Here is a 26,290-nt window from a genome sequence, read left to right as displayed (position 1 = left end):
AAGTAAATTATTTGTTTTGTAGTTTTGAAAGAGTAAGGCTACTGTAAGTCTTACTATACCCGATCCCGTAGTGCTGCAAGTATCAAACATTTATAAAAAATATGGCGCGCTGGAGGTGCTCAAAGGCATTGATCTGACGATTGCCAAAGGCGAAGTCGTATCGATCGTGGGGGCTTCCGGCGCAGGCAAAAGCACCCTGCTGCATATCTTAGGCACCCTGGATGCGGCCGATGCCGGCGAGGTCCTTTTTGACGGCAACAACATAGCCAAGATGAATGCCACGGAGTTGGCCCGTTTCCGCAACAGGCACATTGGTTTTATCTTCCAGTTTCACAACCTGCTACCGGAGTTTACCGCTTTGGAAAATGCCTGTCTGCCAGGGTTCCTGGCGGGCAGGCCTGAGAAAGAGGTGCAGCGGCAGGCCGAGGAGTTTCTGCAGATGCTGGGCTTGGCAGACCGCGTGCACCACAAGCCTTCCGAGCTTTCCGGGGGCGAGCAGCAGCGTACCGCTGTAGCCCGCGCCCTGATCAACTCCCCGCAGGTTATCTTTGCAGACGAACCCAGTGGTAACCTGGACTCACAGAATGCGCATGAGCTGCATGACATCTTCTTTAGGCTGCGACGCGAGTTTAACCAGACTTTCGTGATCGTGACGCACAATGAGCAGCTAGCCTCTATGGCCGACCGAACTTTGGTGATGAAAGACGGCATGATCGTGCAGGAAACAACAGTGGGGTAAAACCCACCATCGAGAATAAATACTGGCAGCTTCAGTAACCCGTAGGGTAGCTGGAGCTGTTTTTTATGTACCCGTTACAAACTATTAAGGGAGTTATGCCTGCCGCCGCACTGCCAGTTCTTCCCGAAAATCCTGCTGTTGCCCCAAATCTAAACGCTTCATTTCTCGTATTTATACTCTACCCTTGCTCAACTTTTAGCCTCTGAAGCAGACATGGAGGGGCCTGCGAAAAAATATTTAAAGCAGTTCGTAACTGATTGTCTATCAAGTATATAAAATAGCTGTTTTTTTTTATTTTTTGCACCATTTACCACCCTCTCTTGTTTGATATATGAACGATAAATTGAAAGCTAATTGAATATGAGTCAATCAAATAAGGAGGCGACAGTGCAGAAGAAAGCTAAGATAGAAAGCTATGATATAGCCAAATCGGATGAGACGCTTCATCTGGCTGTAGACTTGGCGAAGTTTATCAAGGAGAACAGGCTGTATCAGAATATACAGGGCAAAGAGTATGTGAACGTAGAGGGCTGGCAGTACGCTGGTTCCCGTTTAGGTATTCTGCCCGTGGTAGAGCATGTGGTGAATATCAGTACTGATGACGAAATTAAGTATCAGGCAAAAGTAAATCTCCTTGATTTGCGCAGCCAGCAGGTAGTGGGCGCTGGTTTTGCTATCTGCTCTAACAAAGAGCAGGGTAAGAAGTATTACCAGGAGTTCGCCATTGCCTCTATGGCCCAGACACGTGCTATCGGTAAAGCATACCGTAACATTCTGGCCTGGATTATCCGCGCTGCCGGCTATGAGCCTACCCCAGCAGAGGAGATGGACTATAGCGGCAACGACCAAAGTGCAAAGCCAGCGGTACCAACAGAGAAAAAGGCAACCATGAAGGCGGCTGCCCCTGCTGCAAAAGCCGAAGAGCCAGCACAGCCGAAAGCCGAAGCAGAAAGCCAGGGCAGCGTACGTTATGCCTCTGCCAAGCAGAAGGAGGCGATCATTGGCCTGCTGAACAACCCGGTGATTACCCGCCAGGAGAAAACAAAAATGTTGCTGAACATTAACCGCCTGGACGAGGAGCGTGCTGCACAAGCCATCGAGAAACTGAAAAAAGTGATTGAAGAGCGCGAAGACGGACAGTCTGCTGCTGCTTAATCCGGAGAAATAGTTTAAACGTACAAGCCTGCCTCTTTTTAGGGGCAGGCTTTTTTTATTGTCCTGCTCGTCTTCTAGTGGAGGCTTCTGCTCCTTATCGCTTATCTTCGCAGGTAAAGCACATACCCTTTGCAAGACATCCACCACATCCTGAAGACCTATTGGGGCTATGAGCAGTTCCGGCCCTTGCAGGAAGAGATCATCCGCTCTGTGCTGGCCGGGAAGGACACGCTCGCGCTGCTTCCCACAGGGGGCGGCAAGTCGCTGTGCTTCCAGGTGCCTGCTCTAGCGCAGGAGGGCCTGTGCCTGGTGATCACCCCGCTGATTGCGCTGATGAAGGACCAGGTGGAACAACTGAAGCGGAGAGGCATCAATGCGGTGGCGGTATATTCGGGGATGAGCCGCCGCGAAATAGATGTGGCCCTGGATAACTGCGTGTACGGCGGCGTGAAGTTTCTTTACCTCTCGCCCGAGCGCTTGTTCACTGACATCTTCCAGGAGCGGGTGAAGCGAATGAAGGTGAACTTGCTGGCCGTAGACGAAGCCCACTGTATCTCCCAGTGGGGCTACGATTTCCGGCCACCATATCTGCAGTTAGCTGAGTTAAGGGAGGTGTTGCCACTGGTGCCGGTCATTGCCCTTACGGCCACGGCCACTGCACAGGTAAAGGCCGACATACAGGAGAAGCTGCGCTTTGCCACCCCCCATGTTTTCCAGAAAAGCTTTGCCCGGGCCAACCTTTCCTATTCCTGCCTTTATACCGAGGATAAGGTGAACCGCCTGCTGGAAGTGCTGCAGCGCATGCCGGGGCAGAGCATCGTGTACGTGCGCAGCCGCCGCCAGACAGTAGAAGTGGCCAAGTTCCTGCAGGCCCGCCGCATTACGGCAACTGCCTACCACGCAGGGCTGAAGTTTGAGCAGCGCAATGCCGTGCAACAGGCCTGGATACAGGACCAGGTGCGGGTGATGGTGGCGACCAACGCCTTCGGCATGGGCATCGACAAACCCGACGTGCGCTTGGTCGTGCACCTGGACTTGCCGGAAAGTCTGGAGGCCTATTACCAGGAAGCAGGCCGCGCCGGTCGCGATGAGCAGTATGCCTATGCTACTATCCTGTACGGGCCTAACGACGTGGCGGAACTGCAGCGTAAGGTAGCGGAAGCACATCCGGCCATCGATTTTATCCGACGCGTGTACCAGTGCCTGGCAAATTATTACCAGTTGGCCGTAGGCAGTGGCCTCATGGGTAGCTTCGACTTTGACCTGGCCGCCTTTGCCAGGAACTATAAACTGCAAGCCCTGGAGGTACACCATGCCATAAAGCGCCTGGAAGCAGAAGGCTACCTGCTGCTAAACGAAGGCTATTACGCGCCCTCGCGGTTGATGCTGGTGTTAGAGAACACGGAGTTGTACAGCTTCCAGTTAAAGCACCCGGAGCATGACAGGCTTATTCGCCTCATCCTTCGGCTGTACGGAGGGGAGGCTTTCGCTAACTTTGTAAAAGTATCGGAGCCCAAGCTGGCGCAGTACCTGAATGCGACAGAGCAGGAAGTTCGCCGGAAGCTTGAATACCTGCACAAGCTGCAGGTGATTAACTACGAGCCGCAGCACGATGCGCCGCAGCTTACCTTTACGGCCCCGCGAGAGGAGGCAAGCAGGCTGCTCCTGAACACCAAAAAGTTGGAAGCCCTGCGCGAGCGGGCTTTGCAGCAGGCAAAGGAGATGGCACGCTATGTGGAGACGCACAACCGCTGCCGCACACAGCTCTTACTGGAATACTTCGGCGAGATAAGTGATGCCCGCTGCCGTATTTGCGATTACTGCCTGGCAGCAAGAAAAAAGGAACGGGAAGGGGCGGCCCAGGAGGGCCTCCGCGAAAAAGTACTGGAACTGGTAAAAGCCCAGGCTTGGCTACCCCGTGAACTGGTACAGCAGTTTGAGCCCAAGCATGCCGAAACCGTGACAGCCCTGGTGCGGGAACTGCTAGACCTTGGTCACCTGAAGTATAAAGAGAGCGGAAAGCTGGAAGCGGTGGAATAGGAGGGGAAACCTTTGCCTGGGCCGCTTACTGCTGAAGTGCTTGCTTACCTGTTTCTCTTAAGGTGGCGGTGTTATCTTTTATCACCGGGTTAGGGGAGGACAGGTACACACCAGACTTGTTCCAATAGTCGGCAAAGTCCCTGTTCACCCAAAAGCTGCTGTTCTCCTCTCCTTCCATCAGGTCCAGGAAATAGACAGACTGTGGTATGGCAGGCAGCGGCGCAAGTGCACACGTATCACACCTGGATGCCTGCAGGGAGTCATACCGCTGGTACATGGCACGATCATAGGCGGCCGCTTTGCCCGAAAATAAGTCGACGTAGGCGGTTGCTACGTTTTTGTCTATATCAAACAGGAACAAGGTAAAAAGGACGAAGGCGGCTACAGGCAAGGCAGGGGACAGGTTGCGTTCGGCTTGCAGCAGGCGAGCATATTTTATGACAGCAACCTGCAGGATGTAAAACCAGCCAAACACAAAGAAAAAGTAAATAACGTTCTCCACCCGTGGGGTAGGCCGCTCCCCGACAGCCCAGGTAAAGGCAAACTGCATCAGGAAAAGCGTGACGAGGAAGTAGAGTACAGCGGTCCGAAGGCTTACTTGGAATACACCAAGTGCTTTTGCCTTTTGGGCCAAAGGCAGCCCCCAGTAAAAGAGGTAAAGCATGGAGGCAGCCAGCAGTGGGGCCAGCCACCGGTAAAAGCTAAGCCCTGTTAAGAAGAAAGCATAGACAGTAGCCCACAGTGGCCTGGATGCATTTGGATGGTCTTCCATGCGGGCATAATTCCCCGGGGCAAGTACTGCTACTAAACAGGCTGCCACACAAGCCAGAAACAGGAATAGCAGGTAAGGCCGGTTCTTTCGGCCGTTCCAGTTATTGTAAAGAAGGAAGAGCGTGGTGGTAAAAGCCATCACGACTGACATCTCGTTAGAGCCCACAATGGCTACACAAAACAACGCTGCCAAAGCGACGTAGGCTGTCTTCACCGTTTTGTCTCCTGTTTTAAAGAAGCCCACGAGAAGAGCCAGCATTAAAAGCATCAGGATGTTTGGTAGCTGATAGGTCAGGTAACCGGAGAGCCAGAAGATGCCTTCAGATACACTTTGCATTTGCAGCAGGTACAGGCATAAGAGCAGCACCGCTAAAGCCAGTATGCTAATAATTTTAAAGTAGGGGCTAAGGAGTTTAAACAGTAAGAAAAAGGTAGAGACCCCTAATAGCAGGATGAGCAAAAGGGAGTAGAGTTTGTATACCGTCACAGCACTGCCTATGGCACGATAGATTAAAGGATTGACATGAAAGGCCGTGTTGGTGCTGAAGTATCGGCCCGTCCAGTTTAAATAGAAGGTCTTGTGTGTTTCCCAAAAGCTGTAGGTCGTATCTCTGACGGCAAAGCCATAGTCATCGGCCTGTGGATGATTGTACAGGGTTAGCAGCAGGAAAGGTAGTAATGCCAGCACACCTAAACATAAAAAGAGGAGGTAGGGTACTTGTCGTTTTTCGTGTAGAGCGTGCATCATGGGACTTGTAAAGTTAAGGCACTTCAAATATAAGATAAAACCCCTGCGATGAGCAGTGCCGAGCAATGCTTTGTTGGTGGACTAGAGCCGCTAAAGAGAGTGTAGGAAATAATAGGTGCCCTGCTAACATGGCAAACAGGATTTATGCTTTTTTAATAGTTGTTATTGCTTTCATGCAACCTTTCGCCTGCTGCAGGTATCTTCTGAGCAAGCAACAAGAAACAACACGATGAAAACGAACAGCAAGGTTAAAAGAATGGCAGGCTTCAGGTCCTTACTTCTGCTGGTAACCCTGGGTATTTTAGCTGCCTGCGAAGACACGAACTGTATCAAGGGGAACGGTGAAGTAGTGCAGCGGACCTTAGACCTGCAGTCTTTTAATGAAGTAGAGGCGAACGGAGACTTTAAAGTCTATATCACGCAAGGGCCCACCCAGCACGTGGAAGTGAAGGGAGAGCCGAATATTTTAAACGAGCTGAAAACAGACGTAGCAAACAATAAATGGAGTATCGGATATAATAGTTGTATCAGGAGGAGTAAGGCTGTAGAGGTGTACATCACCATGCCGGAAGTACGGTCTCTGTACCTGAACGGCTCTGGCTTGATCAACAGCCAAAATGTTATTATGGCCACTGAGCTGCCGGTAACAGTAAACGGCTCTGGTAAAATCGACCTTGATCTAACAGCTGCAAAGGTGATCACGCGAATTACTGGCTCCGGGGAGATAAACCTGCAAGGGGAGGCGCCCCTGCACCACGTGAGCATTTCTGGCTCTGGCAAGGCTAAAGCCTATGACCTTGTTGCGGATAATGTAACGGTCAACATATCTGGCTCTGGCCTTACGGAAGTAACTGCGACAGACGCATTAGACGTTAGTATCACCGGCAGCGGCGAGGTTTACTATAAAGGCAATCCGGCCACTGTTAACAAGAGCGTCTCAGGGTCTGGCAAGGTGGTAAAAAGATAGCGGCAAGACCATCGGCATGATGGCTTGATTTACCTGCTCCGCTCTGGCAGCATTTGCTGTAGTTCGGTTGCAGAATAAACCTTACCACCGAGGATAACCGAGTGGATGTCTTGCGTGTGCTTTATGTCTTCCAGCGGGTTTTGTTCCAGCAGCACCAGGTCTGCCGTTTTGCCTTGCGCCACCGTACCAAACTGATCTGCCTTACCCATAAAACGGGCACCGTTAATTGTTGCCGTTCTTAAGGCTTGTGCTGGTGTGAGGCCAGCCTCCACCAGCTTTTCCAGTTCTTTGTGCAGGGAAATGCCGGGGTATACATAAGAGTTATAGGCACCGGCGTCGGATCCCGCCAGTATCGTAACACCCGCTTCCTGCATTTCAGGTACCATGCTTTCAAACTTCGCCTTCAGTTTTTGCACAAAAGCAGTCCATTCGTCCGACTGCCGTTTGGCACTGTTGATCCTGCGTTCGTACGTTTTCACAATTCCTTCGCCCATGTAAGGCAAATAGCTGTCCTGGCTGTGGTCCTCGTACTTCAGGTTATCGAGTACCTGGCTGATGTAAAGAGTAGGAACAACCGCTGTATTATTTTCGGCCATTTGCTGGAAAAGCTGCTGTGCTCTTGCAGGGGCATACGTATCATAAAGCCAGCCGAGGGCAGTGTAAAAACCAACCGGCTTGTCTGTTTTCTCTCTGGCAATGATGACGTTGGAAATGCTGTCTTCTTTGGCAGAGGCCGCTTTAAAGGCGTAATACAGATGCTCGGTTGCGTCCAGTCCCTTCGCCATGGCATCGCTCAGTTTCACGCTAAAAGGCATGTGCCCTGACACCTGCATGCCCCGCTTCTCAGCCTCCTCCACAATAGCCAGAAAAACATCCCCGGAAATCGTGCTGTCATAGATCTTTACAAAATCCACACCCAGTTGCTGCAAAGAGTCGAGTGCCGCTGGTACTTCGGCGACAGTTGCTACTTCAATAGAGCCTTGCCAGGTAGGGTTGGGGCCGTCCAGTTTTGGGCCTGCCGTAAGGATACGAGGCCCTGTCAGGATACCGGCAGCGGTTTGTTCTTTCCACTGCCGGATAGCCGGGTACAGGTCGCCGCCGGCATCGCGCACGGTGGTCACCCCGTTGGCTACGAAGAGTGGTAGCAGGTTTTTGTTTTCCTCCTCCAGCGCTTCCCCTCCACGCAAGTGCACGTGGTTGTCCCATAGCCCAGGGATCAGGTATTTCCCCTGCGCGTCTATTACTGTTTCTGCTCTGTATCTGCTTTTTGATGGGGCATCCGTGATCTCCTGAATAATACCTTCCTCTATCACGACTGTTTGCCCGGGTAGCAGGCTGCCGGTCTCTACGTCCACCACATTTACATTGGTAAGGAGGAGGTCGTAGGTTTCCTGTTTAGAGGTGGCGCAGGAAAGTAAAAGACTGCCACATAAAAGCATGGCAAGGGAGGTAACGTGCTTCATGTAAAAGGGTGGCCTTAAGCCGAAGGGATGGCAAAAAACAATTGGATGCGCTGAACTGGTGCTGGAGGGCTTACCCTTCAAAACCTTCTACCACCAGCATCTGCGTGTTAGCCGCTTGCTGGCGCATGGACTTCGCCTTGGCATATTCCGGTGAGTTCCACCAAGCCTTCGCTCTTTCTACAGACGGGAACTCCAGCATCACCAGTCGGCTTGGCTGCCAGTCTCCCTCCAGGGCCTCTGTCTTACCGCCTCTCACAACAAATCTGCCTTCATAAGGCACAAGGGAGCCAGGGGTTAATTTCTTATACTCTTCGTAAGTGGCAGGGTCTGTTACTTCAATTTGTACTAGTACGTATGCTGGCATTTTCTTTTATTTAACTGGTTGAATGATCAATTATTTGCTTACTGCGCTTTGTCCGGGGAAATGAAGGTCACTTCCACGATCTCGTTGTTTTTTACCCGGTACACGGCAATCGCATCAAATCGGGGCTGTCCTTTCTGGCGCTGCACCTTCTCGTGGTCTATCACCACATTACCCGCTACAATCCTGTTGACAACCTCACAGTGCAGGTCAGGGGTGTTGGCAAACATCTTCCCGTACCGCTCGCGCAGTTCATCTCTGCCCTGGTACGATAGCACGCCCGGTTGCCTGTATACTTTCACAGTGTCACTAAAGGCCTTTGCAAAGGTCTCAATGTCACGGTTGTTGTACGCGCGCAACTGCAATTTTACAGGGTCTGTTACGGCAGGGGCTTTCCCTTTGTCCTGTGCCTGCACTGTAGCAGTAGCTAAGAACAGAGACAGAAAAAGCAGGAAGGGTTTTAAGAGCATCGCTTGTTGTTTTTATGTAAGTGGCATGCTTCCTTTCGGGAAGGTAGCCCCAAAATAAGGCCTTCCTTTTAATTATGGAAACAAGGGGGGGATTTGTTGGCCAGGACAACCTGGTTTAGAAGTAAGAGGTAACATGTTTTGCAGGGGAGAAGCGTAATTTTTTCTGCTAAATGAAAGACAGCGATGACATCTACAGAAAAACTCGAAGTGTGGCTCAGAGGACCTTTACCAGGTATGCCGGGTTTGCTACAACCCGTCGCGCATGCCCTGTTGCAGGCCCGCGAAGAAGTGCAGGCCCAAATGCAGGACTTTCCGGAGGAGCTCTTGTGGGTAAGGCCAGCCAGTGTGGCCTCCGTTGGCTTTCATCTGCAGCACCTGAAAGGCGTGCTTGACAGGCTGCTTACGTATGCCCGGGGCGAGCAGTTAACACCGGAGCAGTTTGATGCCTTGAAAGGAGAAGGGCAGGCCGGAGAAACAAAGCAGTCCGTGCAGGACCTGGTGCAGGCTTTCAGCAGGCAGGTAGACAAGGCCCTGGACCAGCTCCGGCAAACGGAGGTGCATAGCCTACTCGAACCACGGGGTGTGGGAAGGGCACAGATCCCCTCCACGGTGTTAGGACTACTGGTGCATGCAGCAGAGCATACCCAGCGGCATGTGGGGCAATTGCTGGTGACAGCCCGTGTGCTACAGGGACGTTGAGCCTTTCTCTTTTTGGATCCTTTTGCTCCTGGCGAAGCCCAGCGCCACGGAAACAGGCAACGCTATCGAGAGAATGCTATAAACATTTAAGCTGCTAAATGTTGTTGCCCAATCAACCTGGGTACCTGTAAGAAGACTTTTCCATGTGTCCCAAAGCTGAAGGAACGTGAAGCCGACGCTAAAAAACAGGAGGTAAAGTAGGGTGTGTTTTACTGCGCTTAAGTTTCTGTTTGTGCCCATAGTTAAACATAAGCAAAAGAATATGCTTTTACTTTAAAAGGCGCAGTTTTAACTCATGCGGCGCTTGGTCTGCAGGTAAAGTTGTTCCACCTTTTCCCGTGCCCAGGGAGTACGGCGCAGAAAAGTAAGGCTAGATTTTATACTTGGGTTGTTCTTAAAGCTGTTGATGTTGATCTTATGGCTCAAGTGTTCCCAGCCATATACGTCTACCAGGTACTCGACCATCATCTGCAGCGTAACGCCATGCAGCGGATTGTTTTTCTGTTCTTCTGCCATAGGCGCAAATTACGAAATCCTGCTCTAAACGTATCTATATCTGTCAGGGGGATAGCCCGTATAAGGGGGCTATGCTAGAAGAACTCCTTATCCGTAGCCTTGCCGATACCTTACCCACTGCACAGGCAGATGGCCTCTTTCTTTTCGGGCAAACAGAAGACAACCAGGCCTCTGTCTTCGCTACCGCCAAACGATTGCTGGAGGAGGGGAAAGTGCAGAAAGTGCTGTTTATTCACTCCGGCCCTATAAGCGGCTATCCTGGTTTTGAGCGCTGGCAGCAGGAGTTGACTTGGTTAGGGGTGCCCGATGAAAAAATAGAGGGCGTACCTGTCCCAGCTGATAACGATAAGCTGCACACCCTGATAGAAGCGGAGGCCATGGCTCGGCACGCCAAAGCAAAAGGCTATGAGCGTGTGGTTGTAGCTGCTTCTCCCTTCCAGCAACCCCGTGCCCTGATGGCAGCCGTAACGGCGGCGCATCGCCACTACCCGGAACTATACCTTTATAGCCAGCCAGGGCAGGCCTTGCCCTGGTATCAGGAAGCTACGCATTCGCAGGGTAAAGTAGAGGGGACCCGGGCAGGACTGATAGCAGGGGAAATAGAGCGTATCCATAAGTACCAGGCCAAAGGCGATCTGGTCTCAGTAGAGGAAGTGCTGGCTTACCTGGAGAAACGAGACAAAAAGCTGCTTTAACTGCCTAACCCTCTGCTATCATAAATTGATTGCAGAGGGGTGTAAAAAAAGCAAAGCAGAACGAATTGCTTTGCTTTCTGATGTAGCAAATCAGTGCTTACGCCTTCTGCGTTTACTTAAGCCTTTCAGCCAGGTAAAGGTAAGGTTGCAGCATGTGGTGTACAAAGACCCTCTCTTTGCTGTCCGGGTACAACGCGTAGTACTTTTCGTCCGGCATAAGCACGATAATGTCTCCGGTACGCACGTAATGGTTTGACTCGTAGTAAACAGGCTCCTCAAACTCCTTCAGTTGCTTGCGCGTGAACTTGGATACGATGTTTCCTAAGTACTTCTGGTATTTTCGCTGCGCCTTTTGTGTGGGCTTTGTCAGCTGTTTGTACACATGCGTCAGGGCCAGGTTTTTCGGGAACTTCTGTCTTTTAATGCCTGCTTTAGCATTGGTAAAGGGGTTCGTTTGGTTAAAGTCCCCCATCGTCTGGATAGAGACAGGGGTTTCCGGTACCCAATCGGCCGCATTAACAATGTTAAAGGCCCAGCCTCCTGCCGTAGCGTTTTCGAACTCATAGGCATAGTAGAGGTTGCCCGGTTTAGGGGCGGCACTACAGTAAGTTTTAAACCGTAGGTCAGCGGGCAGCAGGCCGTCCTGCTGCAGGGACAAAAGGTGCGAGGTAAGCAGGTAAGCGATCGCACCACCCTGGCTATGCCCTAGGATCAAAAAGTCTTTCGTGCCGGCCTTATAGCTCGCATCGATCTGAGGGAGGATGTCCCGCACCAGGAAACCCGTTGACACAAGCCATCCTACATGCACCGCCGCTTTTGGGTTTGCTGAAAGCCTGTAGTTAAAGGTATAGTCCTTTGTTAGCTTCAGCTGTCCTTTGGCCGGTACCATGGCCGCATACACGTTTGCCAGCCAACTGTTCGGGTCTCTTGTCGTGCCGCGCAGGCTAATGACTGCCACACTGTCTTCCTGGCTGTGCAGGAGCTCCCACCTGTTCTCCAGGCCCATTTCGGGGGATTTGTAAACGCTCCTGTATTTATCTGTTGGCGCTATGCCATCATTGTAAGCGGGGTTACGCCAGCCAGCGTAAGCCTTTAGTAATTCTATGTATTCTTCCTTGTCAAAGCCTGGTTTTAAAGTTTGTGCCTGCACAGTGCTTAACTGGAAGCAAAGGCCTAGCAGGGCAAGTATGGGCATGAAATATCTGGGACTCATGAATAATCGGTAAGGTGTTCAACTTTAAGCCTTAAGTTAGTAAGGAGCGCTCTTCTCCTGCATTTTCGGTATGCAATTTTTAAACCAGCCTGCTCTGTATGGGGTCGGTTATCCCTTCGGCTCATACAGTTCGCATAACCTTTTATTAGCACGTTAGTTTTATAAGAATGAATTGTGCAACTCATTAACCTAACGCTATGAAAGCATTTGTATTGAACGAGCCGGGTCCGGCAGAGAACCTACAGTTACAGGAAATAGAAAAACCAACTCCTAAAAAGGGGGAGGTGCTGGTAAAAGTAAGAGCCGTCAGTGTTAATCCCGTCGATACAAAAGTGCGGGCAGGCAAAGGACTGTATAACCAGATGAAAGAAACGCCACCGGTGATCGTGGGCTGGGACATATCCGGTGATGTGGTAGCCGTGGGCGAAGGCGTGGAGTACTTTAAAGAGGGCGACGAGGTGTTTGGGATGGTGAACTTCCCCGGGCATGGCAAAGCCTATGCGGAGTATGTAGCGGCCCCGGAAAATCACCTCGCGCACAAGCCCGCGAATGTGCCCCACCATGAGGCTGCCGCCGCAACACTCGCGGCTCTAACTGCCTGGCAGGTGTTGGTACACCAGGCAGATATACAGCCGGGGCAGCGTGTACTGATACATGCCGCGGCGGGTGGGGTAGGCCATTATGCCGTGCAGATCGCCAAGTACTTTAAGGCCATTGTGATTGGTACAGCATCGGAAGAGAACCACGAGTTCCTGCGAACAATGGGAGCCGACGAACAAATAGACTACCACAAGTATAACCCGGCGGATGTGGTGATGGATGCCGACATCGTGCTGGACTCTTTAGGCGAGGAGAACACGCGTAAGTCCCTGGCTGCTCTGAAAGACGGCGGTAAGATCATTTCTATTTTAGGAGGGGCCACCGAAGCTGTGCAGGAAGAAGCAAAAAAGAGGAACATCAAAGCGAAAAGCTATTTGGTGCACTCCAGCGGAGAAGACCAGGCGAAGCTGGCAGACCTGCTGCGGGACGGAAAGCTCCGGTCGCACGTGTCGCATGCCTACGACTTTGAGGACATGGCGAAAGCCCATCAACAAGTAGAAACGCGCAAAACGAACGGCAAGGTGGTGGTTACCGTGGGTTCCTAAGGTAAAGGCGTAGCTAACAAGGATGTAGTGCCTGCAACGGAAATTGTCTGTTGCAGGCACTACGTGTTTTAAAGTAAAGGCACGTGTAGGATTTGCAGCACCATCGTAGAACCTATGTAGTGCATGCGAAGAGGAGTGGTAGCGGTACTTCTTATAGATACTTTCTTAAATAAAGCTTAACTTTATGGTGCAACATGTAACAAGGCGTGTACACCTTGTTCGCTTTTATTTAAGTCTATCAACTAAAAGTAAATGCCTAAACTCTACCAGGCCATGGGACTTGCCCTGCTTGTGGCCGTTACCCAAACCTCCTGTTCCAGTGCAAAATTAGCAACGGCACAGGCCGACGCTCCGAAAACAGAGAATACGGAGAAAGCCAAGCCCGCCTCTAAAGGGGGACTTAAAAGTTATGAGGAGGTAATCACAAGAAACGCCGTGTCAGACCAGGGCGTGTTTACCGTCCATAAAGTAGGAGACAAGTATTACTATGAGATACCGGACTCCCTGCTGCAGCGCGACTTTTTGTGGATCAGCCGTTTTGCTAACCTGCCTTCCGGCTTGGGTGGCGGATACGTGAATGCCGGCTCCTCTGTGAACGAGCAGATGGTGGAGTGGCAAAAGCTGGGCGATAAGCTGTTGCTGAAGACCAAGTCCTACAATGCCTATGCAGCCGATTCACTGCCGATCAGTCTTTCAGTAAAGGCGAATAACTACCAGCCTACGCTGTACGCTTTCGATATCGCGGCCCTCTCGAAAGATTCCTCTGGCTATGTAATCGACGTAACCAAGTTTTTCCAGAGCGATATAAAAGCCTTCAGCGGCTTGGATAGTGACATGCGCAAAGAGTACAAGGTCAGCAAGCTGGACGACAGCCGTAGCTTTATTCATAGCGTAAAGAGCTTCCCGCTGAACATCGAGGTGAAGCAGGACTTTACGTATGATGCCGCAGAGCCACCTTCACATTCTGCCACAGGGGCGATCAGCCTGATGATGAACCAGTCGATGGTGCTGTTGCCGGAAGTGCCAATGCAACCCCGCATCAACGATCACCGCGTAGGCTACTTCAACATCAATCAAATTGACTACGGCTCAGAGGCGCTGAAAGCAGATGAGAAATCTTATATCCGCCGCTGGAGATTAGTACCAAAGGACATAGAGGCCTATAAGCGTGGTGAACTGGTAGAACCGGTAAAGCCAATCGTATACTACCTCGACCCAGCCACGCCCGAAAAGCTACGCCCTTATATTAAAGCAGGCGTAGAGCAGTGGAACGAGGCTTTTGAATCAGCTGGTTTCAAGAATGCAATCATCGCCAAAGACCCGCCCTCCCCGGAAGAAGACCCGGACTTCAGCCCGGAAGATGCCCGTTACTCTATTATCCGCTATGTAGCGAGCACTACGCGTAATGCCATGGGACCAAGTGTATCGGACCCGCGTTCCGGGGAGATCATCGAAAGCGACATTATCTGGTACCATAACCACCTGCGCTCTTACCGAAACAGATATTTGTTGGAGACAGGTGCTGCCAATCCAAGTGCCCGTACCCTGGACACTCCCCTGGATGACCTGGGCGAGATGATGAAGGAGGTAATAACGCATGAGGTAGGCCATGCCCTTGGTCTGCCACACAACATGAAGGCGAGCGCTGCCTACCCGACAGACTCGCTTCGCTCTGCTGAATTTACCCAGAAGAACGGCATTGCGGCTACCATCATGGATTATGCCCGCTACAATTACGTAGCCCAGCCAGGTGACAAGGGTGTTCGTTTTGTGCGGCAGTTAGGGCCTTACGATCACTATGTCATTAACTGGGGGTATCGCTACCTGCCGGATGCAAAGAGCCCTGAGCAGGAAGTGCCTACCTTATCTAAATGGATAGAGGAAAACACCGGCAACCCTGTGTACCAGTTCGGTAGCGGCAGTGGCGGCTATGATCCCGAAAGCCAGACAGAGGGAATTGGTGATGACGTGGTAAAGGCCAGCACTTATGGCCTGGCGAACCTGAAACGCGTAGCCCCGAACCTGTATGCCTGGACAGCTGCTCAGACCAACGACTACGACGACCTGGAGGAACTATATGGCGAACTCTTGGGCGTGTGGAGCCGCTACATCGGCCATGTGGTAACGAACGTGGGAGGTGTGCGCGAAGACCGCCTGAAGCCAAGCCAGCAAGGCTATGTGTATACCCCGGTGAGCAGCAAAAAGCAAGCGGAGTCGCTGAACTGGCTGCTGCAGAACGCCTTTTCCTCTCCTGAGTGGCTGAACCAAACAGAGATCAGCCGCAACATCCACCATGCCAATCAGGTGGAAAATGTCCGTAACCTGCAGGTACGTCACCTGAACAACCTGCTTTCGGCAGACCGTATGGCCCGCCTGATGGAGAATGAGGTAAAAGGAGTAAACTACAATGCCCTGGACATGGTGCGCGACCTGCAGCACGGTATCTGGAGCGAAGTATACAACGGCCAGAAGGTTGATATCTACCGCAGAAACCTGCAGAAGGCTTACCTCGACCGGGTGAACTACCTGCTGAACGAAGAGCCAGCCAGAGGCAGAAGCAGCCGCTACGGAACGCCGGTTGACCTGAGTCAGTCCGATATCCGCTCTGTGCTAAGAGGGGAGCTGGTAAAACTGCAGAGCCAGCTCAAAAGGTCACAGAGCCGTTATGCCAACGACCTGACCCGATACCACGTGGATGATGCGATTGTCAGAATAGACAACATCCTCAATCCGAAGAAAAGCTAATCGAAACAGCAAGGCCCTGCTACAAAGCGGGGCCTTGTTGTTTCTAATACATAGGTACCTGTACGATACCTTCGTTTCGCCTACTGCTTCAGCACCTTCTCTTCTTTGATATTAAACCTGTAGTGCAAGCCCACTGAGAACTGCCTTCGTTTGTACTCTAAGTCAGGGTAAATAGTAAGCGGAGGGTCCCATAAGTACAGCGGCTCTAGCACGAACCGGTTGTCTATGACAAGGTTACCCGTCACAAAGGTCCCTGTTCCGGTACTGCCTACTTTTACAAACGTTCCGTTCTTCAGTCCAAAACCGCTTCCGATTCCCCCCTGGTAGCGCAGGCCGGGCATAGCCGATGGAAAATGCTCTGCCAGCCGGAAGTCAATAAAAAAGATGTGAGTAGGTCCTATCCGGACGTGGGCCTGTGGATAAACGAGGGGTTTCTTCCCGCCACTCTCCGGTATGCCGGTTCCATCCTCTTCTAAGTCTTCCGTAGTGTAAAACAGATTGCCCACATGCAGGCCTGCTCCCAGCCCCAGCCAGCGGGTGTCATACTGCACAAAGGGGTTAACTCCTGCCAGTGTTATGCTTTCGGAAGGAGAAATACCTGCCCCTGCCTGTGTAATGTCAGTCTCTGTGTGCTTACCCGCATAAGCGTTGATGCCATAGGTGAGGGCTTCTTTCTCCTTTTGTTTTGTAATGGCGTAGCCTGCGCCTCCTATTTCATATTCTTGCTGAAAATAGCTGGTGTTACTTACCCGGTCACAGCCGCTTCCATATCCTATGTCATGCGAGTTATAGTAGTCGCCTGATCCGTAGCCAATCTTCACGGTCTGATAAGATTTTACTTCAACAGAGTCCTGGTTCAGATTGGGGAAAGCCTGGCTCATCAGAAACACGGGTATTACCAGGATACCTGCTGTTAACCAGCGGTACTGTGGCACGGTGAAAGCCTTGAACACGTGCAGGCTTACCACTGCCATGGCCGGTAAGAGCGCGGTGTGGAGCGCCACGAACTCTGCGTATGAAAACCAGTTTTTCAGGCTCCACGTGGCAAAGAGAAGGCACAGGAGTAGTGTCCCGGTGCTAATGGAAGAAGGGGCAGCTGTAGTGTCTTGTCTTTTAACGGAGTTAAAGGTCTTCTCACGGTAGATAAAAAGCGTGCCCAGTATACCTATTACAAACAGTAGGATCCATTGTACAACTTTTAGCTCACCTACCAGTATACCCCCGGCTGCATGAGCAGCCGTATCTCTATAAAACTCGATAAAGAACCGGAAGCAACTGTACAGGGCAATAGAGCAGACAAACAAGTTACCGGGGGCTTTGATAAACCGTCTTACGGACAGCACAATGGTGACAACTAGTATTCCGGCTATCAGCTCGTACAGTTGTGTGGGATGCACCGGAAGCGAGTAGAACTGGCCGGGAGGGAGCAGACCCGCATGAAACTGGTGGTAGTGCGGCAATGTGAGTGGGGCATACTGTACACCCCAGGCCGTCCCCGTTAGTTTACCATGGCAGCAGCCCGCCAGCAGACAACCTATGCGCTGCATACCGACAGCAAGCGGGAGCAGCACCGCAAAGGCATCCAACACCTCGCTTTTGAAGTGCAGTAACTTCTTTAGAAAGACAAACCCAATAAAAGAAAGCAACAAACCCCCAAAAAGGACTTTATTGTAAGTAGGGGGGAGGTGCTGCCCCATTAAGAGCGCTTTCCATTCAGCACCAGAATAGGTAAATAGTTTAGTGCCAAGGATAAAGAGAAACCAGGTAGCGGCTATGCCAACCATCCATGCAACGGAATGAAATCTTCTTCTGGAGCCTTCTATGAGTAACCAGCCAACTCCTAGAAGGAAGACCAGGATATAGATAAGGTCAAAATAGACACCCCCTTGGGCATTGATAATGAACAGTTTTTTGTCCATAGCCTTGCATTTATGTATCCTATCAAGAAGGCTTGCCGGCAGCAGTGGTCGTTGATTAAGGCAAGCGCTTTGATATAGTTAAAATACAAAAAATAAAATTAAAATTTATGTATTTAACCAGTTTGTTTTTAAGCCTGGGTCATACCCAGACATGCCCTACATTATGCGGATAAGGTGACTGTCAGGACAGACAAGATCCCAGTCCGATACAGCGCTGGTTATGCTAAAACGGGAAGCCCCTCCGCAAAGAGGGGCGTTTTTATGTGGCAGGAAGAACACAAAGGCAAATCGCAGCTCTGGGCAAAGATGCTTAACTTGTAGCGCTGCTAATTTTTGCTTGCTTAACCTGTAGGAGTAAATACCCGGTGTTTGGCCAGCTTCTGATAAAATTAATTTCAAAAAACATGAATCCTGTTTCTGCTACTATTAATCACATCGCCCTTTATGTGCACGATCTAAACCGGAGTGTCAAATTCTACGAGGAAGTGCTGCAGCTGCGCCAGATACCGGAACCCTTCAAAGACGGTTGGCATTTCTGGTTCAGCATGGGAGGGCGAAGCCAACTGCACCTGATAGAAGGTGCTCCCAAAGAAATTCCGCAGGAGAAAAATACCCATATATGCTTTAGCGTTGCCTCTCTGGAAGAGTTTATGGCTAACCTGGACGCGTTGGACATCCCGTACGGAAACTTTGCCGGAGAACTCAAAACGCCTAACCTACGCTCCGATGGTATCCGTCAGATCTTTTTTCAGGACCCCGATGGGTATTGGCTGGAGGTAAACGACGACCATGTATAAGCGTAGCCTATGAAATTATCGGCTCTAAGCTTTGTTTATGTCCGCCTTTGTTTTCACAAACTCCACGTTGCGGGCCCTGGAGTTTGTGACTTTCATGCTTTTGATCACTTCTTCCTGTCGCGCTCATAGTAAAGGTTAGCATCCTGCATCAGCTTTTAGGTGCCGATGAAGATTGTTTTTCGGGCTCGGAAAGCTGTTGAAGTACCTGCATGGCTTTCTTTGCATCCTGCTTAGAAACGAAAATGTGGTCGTGGTAAAACCCAGCTACCACATTGCAACTGATGCCATTTTGAGCCAGAGCCCTGGAGAAGGCGGCGGTTAAGCCCACCGCTTCGAGCGAGGAATGCACTGTTAACGTGATCCAGGAAGCAACAAAGCCATAGGGCAAGCCTAACGCATCTGCCTTGTCTTTTGCCAGAATAACCGTTAGTCCTTCCTTTTCCTTAAATAGACTGATGATGTCGTCAGGTGCTACCGATTTTAGGTCGGGCACGGTGCAAAACACATAGGCTCCCTCGTTCAAGACTGGTGTCAGGGAGCGCAGTAACACGGCCAGGTCTTTTTCTCCTGCCATCTGCTAAGGCTTTACCCCTTCCTGCTTCTTACCAGCTTTCGTAAACCTCACGGGCGGCTTTCGGTGCTTCGTGGCCTGCTCATAACTGTAGGTCAGCTTGATGAGCGTGGGTTCATCGAACATGCGTCCCAGGAACTGCAGGCCGGCTGGCAGGTTGTCGTAGGTATAACCCATCGGGATGGTAAAGGCCGGCTGACCCGTGTGCGGGGCAATAACCTGGCTGTTATCGCCTTTGTAACCTTTGAAGTCTCCTACCCTGGCAGGCGGGTTGTTCCAGGTGGGGTAAACGATGGCGTCTACCTTATACTTGTCCATCGCGTTTTCGATGGCTTCCCGGAAAGCGATTCTTTTAGGGTCTGTAAAGGCATCCCCGCAGGTACTGGTACCATCCTCTTCTACCTGGTTTTCCTGGAAGTACTTCAGGTTTTCCTCGATATAGGCGGAGTACTTGCCGGATGCTACAATCTCATCCAGGTTCTTCACCGGCACATCAGGGCCCTGTGCTGCCAGATATTCATTTATGTCGCGCTGGAACACGTCGCACCACTGGTCCTGACGCAGCTTATCAAAGTCCGCCACTTCGAAAGGATCCACGATCATAGCCCCCTGGGCTTTCAGGTCTGCAAGGGCCTGCTCAAACAGGGCTTTTACCTGTGGGTCGGGGTTCTGATCACTCAGCTGCCGGAGTACGCCGATGCGGGCCCCCTCTAGCCCGTCTTTGTCCAGGAACTGCTGGTAGTTCTGGGGTACTTTGCCCTGACTGTGTTTGGTAAGTGGGTCTTCTGGATCATACCCTGCAATCACTTCCAGTATTCTGGTGGCGTCTTCTACTGTCCGGGCCATTGGGCCGCCCACATCGTTGCGCAGGTACAAGGGTACAATACCCGCGCGACTCGTTAAACCTAAGGTTGACCGGAACCCAACCAAGGCGTTGTGGGAGGAAGGCCCTCTGATGGAGTTACCCGTGTCCGTTCCCAGACCTACCGTCCCTAAATTAGCTGCCACGGCTGCGGCGGTACCCCCGCTGGAGCCGGCGGGTACATGTTCCAGGTTATAAGGGTTCAGCGTTTCCCCGGCAATGGAGCTAATGGATACCATGGGGCTGAAGGCCCACTCTGCCATATTAGACTTTGCCAGCACAACAGCCCCCGCTTCCTTCAGTTCCCGTACCTGGTAGGCGTCCTCGGCAGGTGTAAAGCCTTTCAGGGCCGCGGAGCCAGCGGTTGTCTGCAGTCCCTCTGTGTTATAATTGTCTTTCACAATGACCGGAACACAATGCAGCGGCCTTAGCTTTTTCGTTTGGGCAAACTCCGCATCCAGCTGTCGGGCTCTTTCCATTGCTTCCGGGTTAGTAAGCACAATGGCATTGAGTCCGGTTGGCTGATCATACTGCTCAATCCGTTGCAGGTAAGCTGCCACCAGTTGCTGGCAGCTGCAATCACCTTCCCTGAAAGCTTGGTGTATGTCCGCGATGGTGACTTCCTGTAGTTCGAAGTCGGTGGCAGCGGAGCTTGCTGTTTTGGTTTCACGGGTACAGCTGCTTAGCAGGAGGATGCCGAGCAGGAACTGGAGCAAGTGGGTGACTTTAATGGGCATAGGTAAGTGTATAGGGATTTGATCCAGGGAGCAATTTATGTCAGAACAATATAAGCAAAAATCCCCTGCTACTAGTCTGTAGCAGGGGATAAAGTGAAAAAGCATGACATACGAAGGCTTTAATTTCTAGTACTCCGGATACCAATTTCTCAACCTTACCTCAATGTTTTTGTTGCCTTCGTTTACCAGCCTTTTAAAAGTTTCCACGTCGCTTAAGCCGTTCTGCCCCCGGTAGTGGTAGGGGTACACGATCCTGGGCTGGAAGTCCAGCACCGCGTCCGCGGCCTGATCTACATCCATGGTGTAGGGGAGGTTCATGCTAACAAAAGCTACGTCGATGTTCTGCAGTGTCCGCATTTCTGGGATACCTTCCGTATCGCCAGAAAAGTAGATGTTTTTGTCGCCCAGGTTCAGGATATAGCCATTGCCGCGGCCTTTGATGTGCCGTGCGTCCGGACTCTCGGGGAGGTTATACATCGGAACGGCGGTAATCGGGATCCCTTGTTGCGTCGTGTTTTCCCCATTTCCCAGCACCACAGCTTTTGCTTTCAGGTTTTCTGGTAGTTTATCGGCCACCGCCTGGGGCACAACAAAGCTTGCCTTAGAGGTGTTGAGGGCGTCCAGTGTCTTCTGGTCCAAGTGATCCCCATGGATGTCGGTAATGAGGACGAGGTCTGGTGCAGCAATACCTTCAAAGGCTGCAGCGCCTCCATAAGGGTCTATGTAGATAGTTTTGCCATTCCAGTTCAGCACGGCGGTGCCATGCAAAATGGGCTGTATCGTTAGTGGTCCTTTGTTGGTTTGAACCTGGTCTGGCGTGGCGCGTTGTGCCAGAGCCGGAAGGTAGGCGAAGCTCAGGAGCAAGGCCCAAAGGGAAAATAGTTTCTTCATACTGTCTTGTATGTTTTAGGTGTTTACGGTTTATTAATGATATGCCGCTTCTACGCAAAATCTACTGGTAGCCTGCTACTTACGGGCTAAGATATGTACAGTTTTTTGGTTATTTTGTTTAGCAACAGCCAGCATGACGCCTATGTTTTGTATGTTTTTGCCTCTTATCTCGTAGGTAAAACAGCATACATACAAAAATCCCCTGCTACATGATGCAGCAGGGGATTTTTGTATGTAGTCAACTAAAGCTGTTGTTAATAATCGTCGCGCTCGATGGCTACAACACCTGGTAGTTCCCTGCCTTCCATGTACTCCAGTAGTGCACCACCACCTGTTGAAACATAAGATACCTTATCGGCATAGCCCAGTTGGTTTACGGCTGCGGCAGAATCACCACCACCAATCAGCGAGTAAGCGCCACGGCGGGTAGCTTCTACTACGGCCTCGGCAACACCTTCCGTTCCCACTGAGAAGTTCGACATCTCGAACACACCCATCGGCCCGTTCCAGAGGATGGTCTTCGAGTTCAGGATTACCTCAGCATACTGGTCACGGGCAGTCGGGCCAATATCGAGTCCCATCCACATGGGTTTGATATGATGACTCAGGCTGGTGTCTACATTGGCGTCATTGCTAAAGGCATCGGCTACGACAGAGTCTACCGGTATCATCAGGTTCACGCCTTTCTCACGGGCCATGCCTATCAGGCGCGAGGCTAAGTCTACTTTATCCTCTTCTACCAGCGATGCGCCAATCTGGCCACCATCTGCTTTTACGAAGGTATAAGACATCCCTCCACCAATCAGCAGGTTATCCACGCGGTCCAGCAGCTTCTCGATGATCAGGATCTTGTCAGAGATCTTAGCACCACCCATAATGGCTGTGAAAGGACGCTCGGCGTTTTCCAGCACGCGGCGGGCATTGTCCAGTTCGGCAAACATCACATAGCCCATTACCTTGTCTTTCGGGAAGTAGCGCGCGATGATGGCGGTAGAGGCGTGTGCCCGGTGTGCCGTGCCAAAAGCATCGTTCACGTACACATCGCCGAGAGCAGCAAGTTCTTTTGCGAAATCAGGATCGCCCTTCTCCTCTGCTTTATGGAAACGCAGGTTCTCCAGTAGCAGGATCTGCCCAGGCTGCAGGTCCTGGGCCAGTCTGGCAGCCTCCGGACCGATGCAATCCTTGGCGAAAAGCACGGTGGTATTAAACTCCTGGGAGAGGCGCTCCACCAGGTGGATCAGGGAATATTTTTCCTCGGGCCCGCTTTTCGGGCGGCCTAGGTGCGACATCAGCACCACAGAACCTCCATCGTTCAGGATCTTCTGGATGCTGGGTATGGCCGCACGAATACGGGTATCGTCTGTAATTTTGAAATTCTCATCTAGCGGCACGTTGAAGTCAACGCGCATCAGCGCGCGCTTGCCGGCAAAGTTATAATTGTCTATCGTTCTCATCTACTGTTATGGGGTTTCGTTATCTGTAATTCGTTTTTCGTGATTCCTGAGATTTTGTTGCTGCTTATAAGAATAAGCAAATATAGTAAAATGGGGATAATTTCATAAGAGGCGAAGACTTGTGTCTGGTGTTATAGGATTGTTGGCTGGTATGGTTAAACAGGGCTTTCATACCGAATGATTGAGTTATCAGCCTAAAGACGCTAAGCTAAGCCCCAGCGGGGCGATATATCTGTCGTCTTGGGCGCTTCATTTTTTAAGCTCCGGAGGAGCGACATGTAAAAGCACTTGTCTTAAACAGCAACCATATGCCGCTCCTATGGAGCCGTACTCGTCTTTCTGTTCTTTGCTACAAACATATCGCCCCGCCGGGGTTAATTGAAAAGGCGCTTGTCGGTGGTAACTGATGAGGCCGAAAATGAAGATGGAGCACAAGGCAAAAGGCTGCCAGGCATTGATTGCTAAACTATAGTTGCACCGAAAATCGTTAGCTGCTGTAAGGGACGCTACTTGCTGAAGTAGTGGCTAAAATTATTACCTTTGCGATGATGAAAGTAGGAATAATCTTCGGAGGACCATCACGCGAACGCGAAATCTCGTTTGCAGGTGGCCGTACGGTATACGATAATTTAGATAAGGCACTGTTTGAGGCGGTTCCGGTGTTTGTGGACAGCCTGGGTAACTTTATTTTGCTGGACTGGCAATACATCTACAAAGGGACTGTGCGGGACTTTTACCCGCCTGTGGAAGCCCTGCCGGAGAGCGAGCACGGACTGCAGATTTACATGGAGTCTTTGGGCGAGTTGAGCATCGAGGAGCAGGACAGGATTATTGCCAAAGCAGGCAAGCGCCTATTGCCTTATGAGTTCAAGAACCACTTCGACTTTGCGTTCCTGGCGCTGCATGGCCCCTACGGAGAGGACGGCAGCATACAGGGCTTGCTGGAGTGGTACCATATCCCGTATTCCGGATCCGGCATCCTGCCATCAGCCATCGGTATCGACAAGGTGGTGCAGAAAGAGTTGCTTAAACAGCACGGCTTCCCTACTCCCGATTACCGGACCATCCAACATGCAGCCTGGGCAGATAAGCAAAATCGCGAGCAGTTGTTTAACAGGCTGGTAGAAGAGCTTGGCCTGCCGCTGGTGCTGAAGGCACCACACCAAGGTTCGTCAATCGGAGTGTCCATCATCAAAGAAAAAGACTTTGCCGCTTTTGAGGCAGGGGTAGACCGCAGCTTCTTTACCAAGACCATTTACAAGAGCCAATGGCAGGCGATGGGAGAGGAGAAGCAGGTCATGAGCATGAAGCAGCTCGTGGACATCCGCGAGGGCATCGGCATGCCAGTGGTGCTGGAAGATGGGAAGATCATTTACCATCCGGAGGAGCTACTGAATCATATTAACGAGACGTTCAACGGCTCGGGAACAGACACGATCACGCTGACCAATGTAGAGCACGAACAGCAGATATTGGTAGAGTCCTTTATCCAGGGCAAGGAGTTCTCCTGTATCGTGGTGCAGGACGAAAACGGAAAACCGCTGGCCCTGCCGCCAACGGAGATCGTGAAAGGCAGCGAAGTATTCGACTACCGTTCCAAGTACCTGCCCGGCCTGAGCCGTAAAATTACGCCGATCAACCTGCCAACCGAGCAGATACAGGACATCCGCAAAGCGTGCAGCAAGTTGTTTCAGGACTTTGGCTTTAATGTGTATGCCCGTCTGGATGGCTTTATCACCGAAGGTGGCGAGATTTTCCTGAACGACCCGAATACCACGTCCGGTATGTTGCCCTCGTCGTTCTTCTTCCACCAGGCAGCGGAGATCGGCCTGAACCCTTCGCAGTTCCTGACCTATATCATCCGTACCTCTGTAGCCGAGCGCCTGAAGTCTGGTAAGTATACAGTGAAGCTGACGCGCCTGCTACAGCAACTGGATAGCTCCATCAAAGAGCAACAGGCACACCGGCACGACAAGGAACGGGTGGGGGTGATCATGGGGGGATACTCTTCTGAACGACATATTTCGGTGGAGAGCGGCCGCAACATTTATGAGAAGCTTTCCTCCTCTACCAAATATGAGCCACTCCCTATCTTCCTGACTGGGAATAACGAGGAGCATCAACTGCACACGATCCCGATCAACATCATGCTGAAGGATAACGCGGATGACATCAAAGAGAAGATCCAGCACTTTGAGCACGGCGGCAAGCCGCACCCGGTGCTGGCCCAGATCATACAGGAGGCGGAAGGCATTACGCGCAAGTACACCGGTCGCAGTCTGCAGGAGCCTCAGCGCATTAGCTATGCGCAACTGAAGAACCTGGTAGATGCTGTGTTCATCGCCCTGCACGGTCGTCCGGGAGAGGATGGTGCCCTGCAGGAAGAACTGGAGAAGCTGTACATCCCTTACAATGGCTCGGGCATCCGTTCTTCCCAGATCACAATCAATAAGTACGAAACCAACGAGATCCTTGCGAAGCACGGGGTGCCGGTAGCCAAGCATGCCATGGCCTTTAAAGAGGACTGGCTGCAGGATAAGGAGGCCTTCTTCCGGAAGATAGAAACTGACTTCAACTATCCGTTCATTGCCAAGCCAGCGGACGACGGCTGTAGCTCGGCGGTGAAGAAGATAAAGAACCGGGCGGAACTGGAAGCTTTCGCGAAGCTGATTTTCCGTGAGATGGAGGAGTTGGACACGGAGTGCGCGCGTACCTTGTCGCTGGGCTTTAAAGAGGAGTTCCCGAACAAAGCAGGCTTCCTGGTAGAGACGCTGATCTCAAAGAATGGTGCGAAGCACTTCCTGGAGATCACGGGTGGCTTACTCACACGCTACGCGCCGGACGGTACCGTCAGCTATGAGGTGTTTGAGGCATCAGAGGCGCTGGCCGAAGGGGAGGTGTTATCGCTGGAGGAGAAGTTCCTGGCAGGTGAAGGGCAGAACATCACGCCGGCACGTTACGCAGCAGACCCGGTGCGGCGCCAGCAGATATCGGATAAGGTGAAGCAGGACCTGGAGCGCGTGGCAAAGATCTTGAATATCGAAGGCTATGCCCGTATCGATGCCTTTGTGCGTGTGCTGGAGAACGACGAGGTGGAGACGATCATCATCGAGGTGAACTCCCTGCCCGGCATGACGCCAGCTACCTGTATCTTCCACCAGACTGCCATAAACGGGTACAAACCGTACGACTTCATCGATCGCATCCTGCAGTATGGCATGGAGCGTACGAAAATGAAGGGAGTAGAGTAATTGTTAGTAGATAATTAAAAATTAGAAAGTGGGAAAGATGAAGCTTACAGGAGAGCCTTGTTCTTTTGTCCTGCGTCTTTT

Annotated in this window: 21 protein-coding genes; 10 read left to right on the top strand and 11 right to left on the bottom strand. The window is 51.4% G+C overall.

Annotation, left to right across the window (positions count from 1 at the left end):
- The first annotated feature begins 70 nt into the window (after window positions 1-70).
- From CHB92_RS09360 to CHB92_RS09350, 3 genes are all read left to right on the top strand, one after another.
- Entirely contained in the window at window positions 71-739 is a 669-nt protein-coding gene (locus CHB92_RS09360) for an ABC transporter ATP-binding protein (RefSeq protein WP_089318942.1), read from the top strand.
- 360 nt (window positions 740-1,099) lie between these two features.
- Window positions 1,100-1,894 (top strand): hypothetical protein, encoded by a 795-nt coding sequence (locus CHB92_RS09355; RefSeq protein WP_089318941.1) that lies wholly within the window; start codon window positions 1,100-1,102, stop codon window positions 1,892-1,894.
- A gap of 129 nt (window positions 1,895-2,023) precedes the next feature.
- Window positions 2,024-3,934 (top strand): RecQ family ATP-dependent DNA helicase, encoded by a 1,911-nt coding sequence (locus CHB92_RS09350; RefSeq protein WP_089318940.1) that lies wholly within the window; start codon window positions 2,024-2,026, stop codon window positions 3,932-3,934.
- A 25-nt stretch (window positions 3,935-3,959) separates the two neighbouring features.
- Here the strand turns inward: CHB92_RS09350 and CHB92_RS09345 are convergent, their stop codons facing one another.
- Window positions 3,960-5,393, bottom strand: a complete 1,434-nt coding sequence (locus CHB92_RS09345) for a DUF6056 family protein (RefSeq protein WP_089318939.1) — start codon at window positions 5,391-5,393, stop codon at window positions 3,960-3,962.
- A gap of 289 nt (window positions 5,394-5,682) precedes the next feature.
- Between CHB92_RS09345 and CHB92_RS09340 the strand changes: the two genes are divergently transcribed.
- Window positions 5,683-6,420 (top strand): head GIN domain-containing protein, encoded by a 738-nt coding sequence (locus CHB92_RS09340; protein WP_089318938.1) that lies wholly within the window; start codon window positions 5,683-5,685, stop codon window positions 6,418-6,420.
- A 29-nt stretch (window positions 6,421-6,449) separates the two neighbouring features.
- Here the strand turns inward: CHB92_RS09340 and CHB92_RS09335 are convergent, their stop codons facing one another.
- The 3 genes from CHB92_RS09335 to CHB92_RS09325 form a co-directional block, all read right to left on the bottom strand.
- Entirely contained in the window at window positions 6,450-7,883 is a 1,434-nt protein-coding gene (locus tag CHB92_RS09335; protein ID WP_089318937.1) for an amidohydrolase family protein, read from the bottom strand.
- Window positions 7,884-7,953: 70 nt separating this feature from the next.
- Window positions 7,954-8,247, bottom strand: coding sequence for a DUF1330 domain-containing protein (locus tag CHB92_RS09330; protein ID WP_089318936.1), 294 nt, complete (start codon window positions 8,245-8,247; stop codon window positions 7,954-7,956).
- A 38-nt stretch (window positions 8,248-8,285) separates the two neighbouring features.
- Window positions 8,286-8,714: a nuclear transport factor 2 family protein gene (locus CHB92_RS09325; RefSeq protein WP_089318935.1), complete on the bottom strand. Its 429-nt coding sequence runs from the start codon at window positions 8,712-8,714 to the stop codon at window positions 8,286-8,288.
- Window positions 8,715-8,897: 183 nt separating this feature from the next.
- On the opposite strand from CHB92_RS09325, the gene CHB92_RS09320 reads away from it, so the two are divergent.
- On the top strand, window positions 8,898-9,413 hold the full coding sequence (locus tag CHB92_RS09320) for a DinB family protein (protein WP_089318934.1): 516 nt from the start codon (window positions 8,898-8,900) through the stop codon (window positions 9,411-9,413).
- A 288-nt stretch (window positions 9,414-9,701) separates the two neighbouring features.
- Here CHB92_RS09320 and CHB92_RS09310 read toward each other — a convergent pair whose 3' ends face one another.
- Entirely contained in the window at window positions 9,702-9,929 is a 228-nt protein-coding gene (locus tag CHB92_RS09310; protein ID WP_089318932.1) for a VF530 family protein, read from the bottom strand.
- Window positions 9,930-10,000: 71 nt separating this feature from the next.
- Between CHB92_RS09310 and CHB92_RS09305 the strand changes: the two genes are divergently transcribed.
- On the top strand, window positions 10,001-10,624 hold the full coding sequence (locus tag CHB92_RS09305) for a YdcF family protein (RefSeq protein WP_089318931.1): 624 nt from the start codon (window positions 10,001-10,003) through the stop codon (window positions 10,622-10,624).
- Window positions 10,625-10,736: 112 nt separating this feature from the next.
- Here the strand turns inward: CHB92_RS09305 and CHB92_RS09300 are convergent, their stop codons facing one another.
- Window positions 10,737-11,837 (bottom strand): lipase family protein, encoded by a 1,101-nt coding sequence (locus CHB92_RS09300; protein WP_245842414.1) that lies wholly within the window; start codon window positions 11,835-11,837, stop codon window positions 10,737-10,739.
- Window positions 11,838-12,034: 197 nt separating this feature from the next.
- Here CHB92_RS09300 and CHB92_RS09295 point away from each other — a divergent pair, with 197 nt between their 5' ends.
- Together CHB92_RS09295 and CHB92_RS09290 are read left to right on the top strand one after the other, a co-directional pair.
- Window positions 12,035-12,982, top strand: coding sequence for an NADP-dependent oxidoreductase (locus CHB92_RS09295; RefSeq protein ID WP_089318929.1), 948 nt, complete (start codon window positions 12,035-12,037; stop codon window positions 12,980-12,982).
- 252 nt (window positions 12,983-13,234) lie between these two features.
- The gene (locus CHB92_RS09290; protein ID WP_089318928.1) at window positions 13,235-15,727 is read left to right on the top strand and encodes a zinc-dependent metalloprotease; all 2,493 of its coding nucleotides are present in this window, start codon (window positions 13,235-13,237) and stop codon (window positions 15,725-15,727) included.
- 80 nt (window positions 15,728-15,807) lie between these two features.
- On the opposite strand, the gene CHB92_RS09285 is transcribed toward CHB92_RS09290, so the two are convergent.
- Window positions 15,808-17,646 carry a prolipoprotein diacylglyceryl transferase gene (locus CHB92_RS09285; RefSeq protein ID WP_089318927.1) on the bottom strand — a complete coding sequence of 613 codons (1,839 nt, stop codon included), beginning with the start codon at window positions 17,644-17,646 and terminating at the stop codon, window positions 15,808-15,810.
- A gap of 404 nt (window positions 17,647-18,050) precedes the next feature.
- Between CHB92_RS09285 and CHB92_RS09280 the strand changes: the two genes are divergently transcribed.
- A complete protein-coding gene (locus tag CHB92_RS09280; protein WP_089318926.1) occupies window positions 18,051-18,443 on the top strand; it encodes a VOC family protein in 393 nt (130 codons plus the stop codon).
- Between the two features lie 148 nt (window positions 18,444-18,591).
- On the opposite strand, the gene CHB92_RS09275 is transcribed toward CHB92_RS09280, so the two are convergent.
- The 4 genes from CHB92_RS09275 to CHB92_RS09260 form a co-directional block, all read right to left on the bottom strand.
- Window positions 18,592-19,017, bottom strand: a complete 426-nt coding sequence (locus tag CHB92_RS09275; protein WP_089318925.1) for an ACT domain-containing protein — start codon at window positions 19,015-19,017, stop codon at window positions 18,592-18,594.
- A 3-nt stretch (window positions 19,018-19,020) separates the two neighbouring features.
- The gene (locus CHB92_RS09270; RefSeq protein ID WP_089318924.1) at window positions 19,021-20,613 is read right to left on the bottom strand and encodes an amidase family protein; all 1,593 of its coding nucleotides are present in this window, start codon (window positions 20,611-20,613) and stop codon (window positions 19,021-19,023) included.
- A gap of 126 nt (window positions 20,614-20,739) precedes the next feature.
- A complete protein-coding gene (locus CHB92_RS09265) occupies window positions 20,740-21,504 on the bottom strand; it encodes an MBL fold metallo-hydrolase (protein ID WP_089318923.1) in 765 nt (254 codons plus the stop codon).
- Between the two features lie 254 nt (window positions 21,505-21,758).
- Complete coding sequence (locus CHB92_RS09260) at window positions 21,759-22,958, bottom strand: phosphoglycerate kinase (protein WP_089318922.1); 1,200 nt, start codon at window positions 22,956-22,958, stop codon at window positions 21,759-21,761.
- 548 nt (window positions 22,959-23,506) lie between these two features.
- Here CHB92_RS09260 and CHB92_RS09255 point away from each other — a divergent pair.
- Window positions 23,507-26,209: a D-alanine--D-alanine ligase family protein gene (locus tag CHB92_RS09255; RefSeq protein ID WP_089319068.1), complete on the top strand. Its 2,703-nt coding sequence runs from the start codon at window positions 23,507-23,509 to the stop codon at window positions 26,207-26,209.
- Window positions 26,210-26,290: the final 81 nt, after the last annotated feature.

It is taken from the genome of Pontibacter ummariensis (genome assembly GCF_900188175.1).
GTDB lineage: Bacteria > Bacteroidota > Bacteroidia > Cytophagales > Hymenobacteraceae > Pontibacter > Pontibacter ummariensis.
This window is presented reverse-complemented; position numbering and strand designations above follow the sequence as displayed.

Bases quoted from the DNA above. Each gene is read 5' to 3' on its own strand.
- CHB92_RS09355 (WP_089318941.1), top strand. From the start codon at position 1,100: ATGAGTCAATCAAATAAGGAGGCGACAGTGCAGAAGAAAGCTAAGATA.
- CHB92_RS09340 (WP_089318938.1), top strand. From the start codon at position 5,683: ATGAAAACGAACAGCAAGGTTAAAAGAATGGCAGGCTTCAGGTCCTTA.
- CHB92_RS09335 (WP_089318937.1), bottom strand. From the start codon at position 7,883: ATGAAGCACGTTACCTCCCTTGCCATGCTTTTATGTGGCAGTCTTTTA.
- CHB92_RS09330 (WP_089318936.1), bottom strand. From the start codon at position 8,247: ATGCCAGCATACGTACTAGTACAAATTGAAGTAACAGACCCTGCCACT.
- CHB92_RS09325 (WP_089318935.1), bottom strand. From the start codon at position 8,714: ATGCTCTTAAAACCCTTCCTGCTTTTTCTGTCTCTGTTCTTAGCTACT.
- CHB92_RS09320 (WP_089318934.1), top strand. From the start codon at position 8,898: ATGACATCTACAGAAAAACTCGAAGTGTGGCTCAGAGGACCTTTACCA.
- CHB92_RS09310 (WP_089318932.1), bottom strand. From the start codon at position 9,929: ATGGCAGAAGAACAGAAAAACAATCCGCTGCATGGCGTTACGCTGCAG.
- CHB92_RS09305 (WP_089318931.1), top strand. From the start codon at position 10,001: ATGCTAGAAGAACTCCTTATCCGTAGCCTTGCCGATACCTTACCCACT.
- CHB92_RS09300 (WP_245842414.1), bottom strand. From the start codon at position 11,837: ATGAGTCCCAGATATTTCATGCCCATACTTGCCCTGCTAGGCCTTTGC.
- CHB92_RS09295 (WP_089318929.1), top strand. From the start codon at position 12,035: ATGAAAGCATTTGTATTGAACGAGCCGGGTCCGGCAGAGAACCTACAG.
- CHB92_RS09290 (WP_089318928.1), top strand. From the start codon at position 13,235: ATGCCTAAACTCTACCAGGCCATGGGACTTGCCCTGCTTGTGGCCGTT.
- CHB92_RS09285 (WP_089318927.1), bottom strand. From the start codon at position 17,646: ATGGACAAAAAACTGTTCATTATCAATGCCCAAGGGGGTGTCTATTTT.
- CHB92_RS09280 (WP_089318926.1), top strand. From the start codon at position 18,051: ATGAATCCTGTTTCTGCTACTATTAATCACATCGCCCTTTATGTGCAC.
- CHB92_RS09275 (WP_089318925.1), bottom strand. From the start codon at position 19,017: ATGGCAGGAGAAAAAGACCTGGCCGTGTTACTGCGCTCCCTGACACCA.
- CHB92_RS09270 (WP_089318924.1), bottom strand. From the start codon at position 20,613: ATGCCCATTAAAGTCACCCACTTGCTCCAGTTCCTGCTCGGCATCCTC.
- CHB92_RS09265 (WP_089318923.1), bottom strand. From the start codon at position 21,504: ATGAAGAAACTATTTTCCCTTTGGGCCTTGCTCCTGAGCTTCGCCTAC.
- CHB92_RS09260 (WP_089318922.1), bottom strand. From the start codon at position 22,958: ATGAGAACGATAGACAATTATAACTTTGCCGGCAAGCGCGCGCTGATG.
- CHB92_RS09255 (WP_089319068.1), top strand. From the start codon at position 23,507: ATGAAAGTAGGAATAATCTTCGGAGGACCATCACGCGAACGCGAAATC.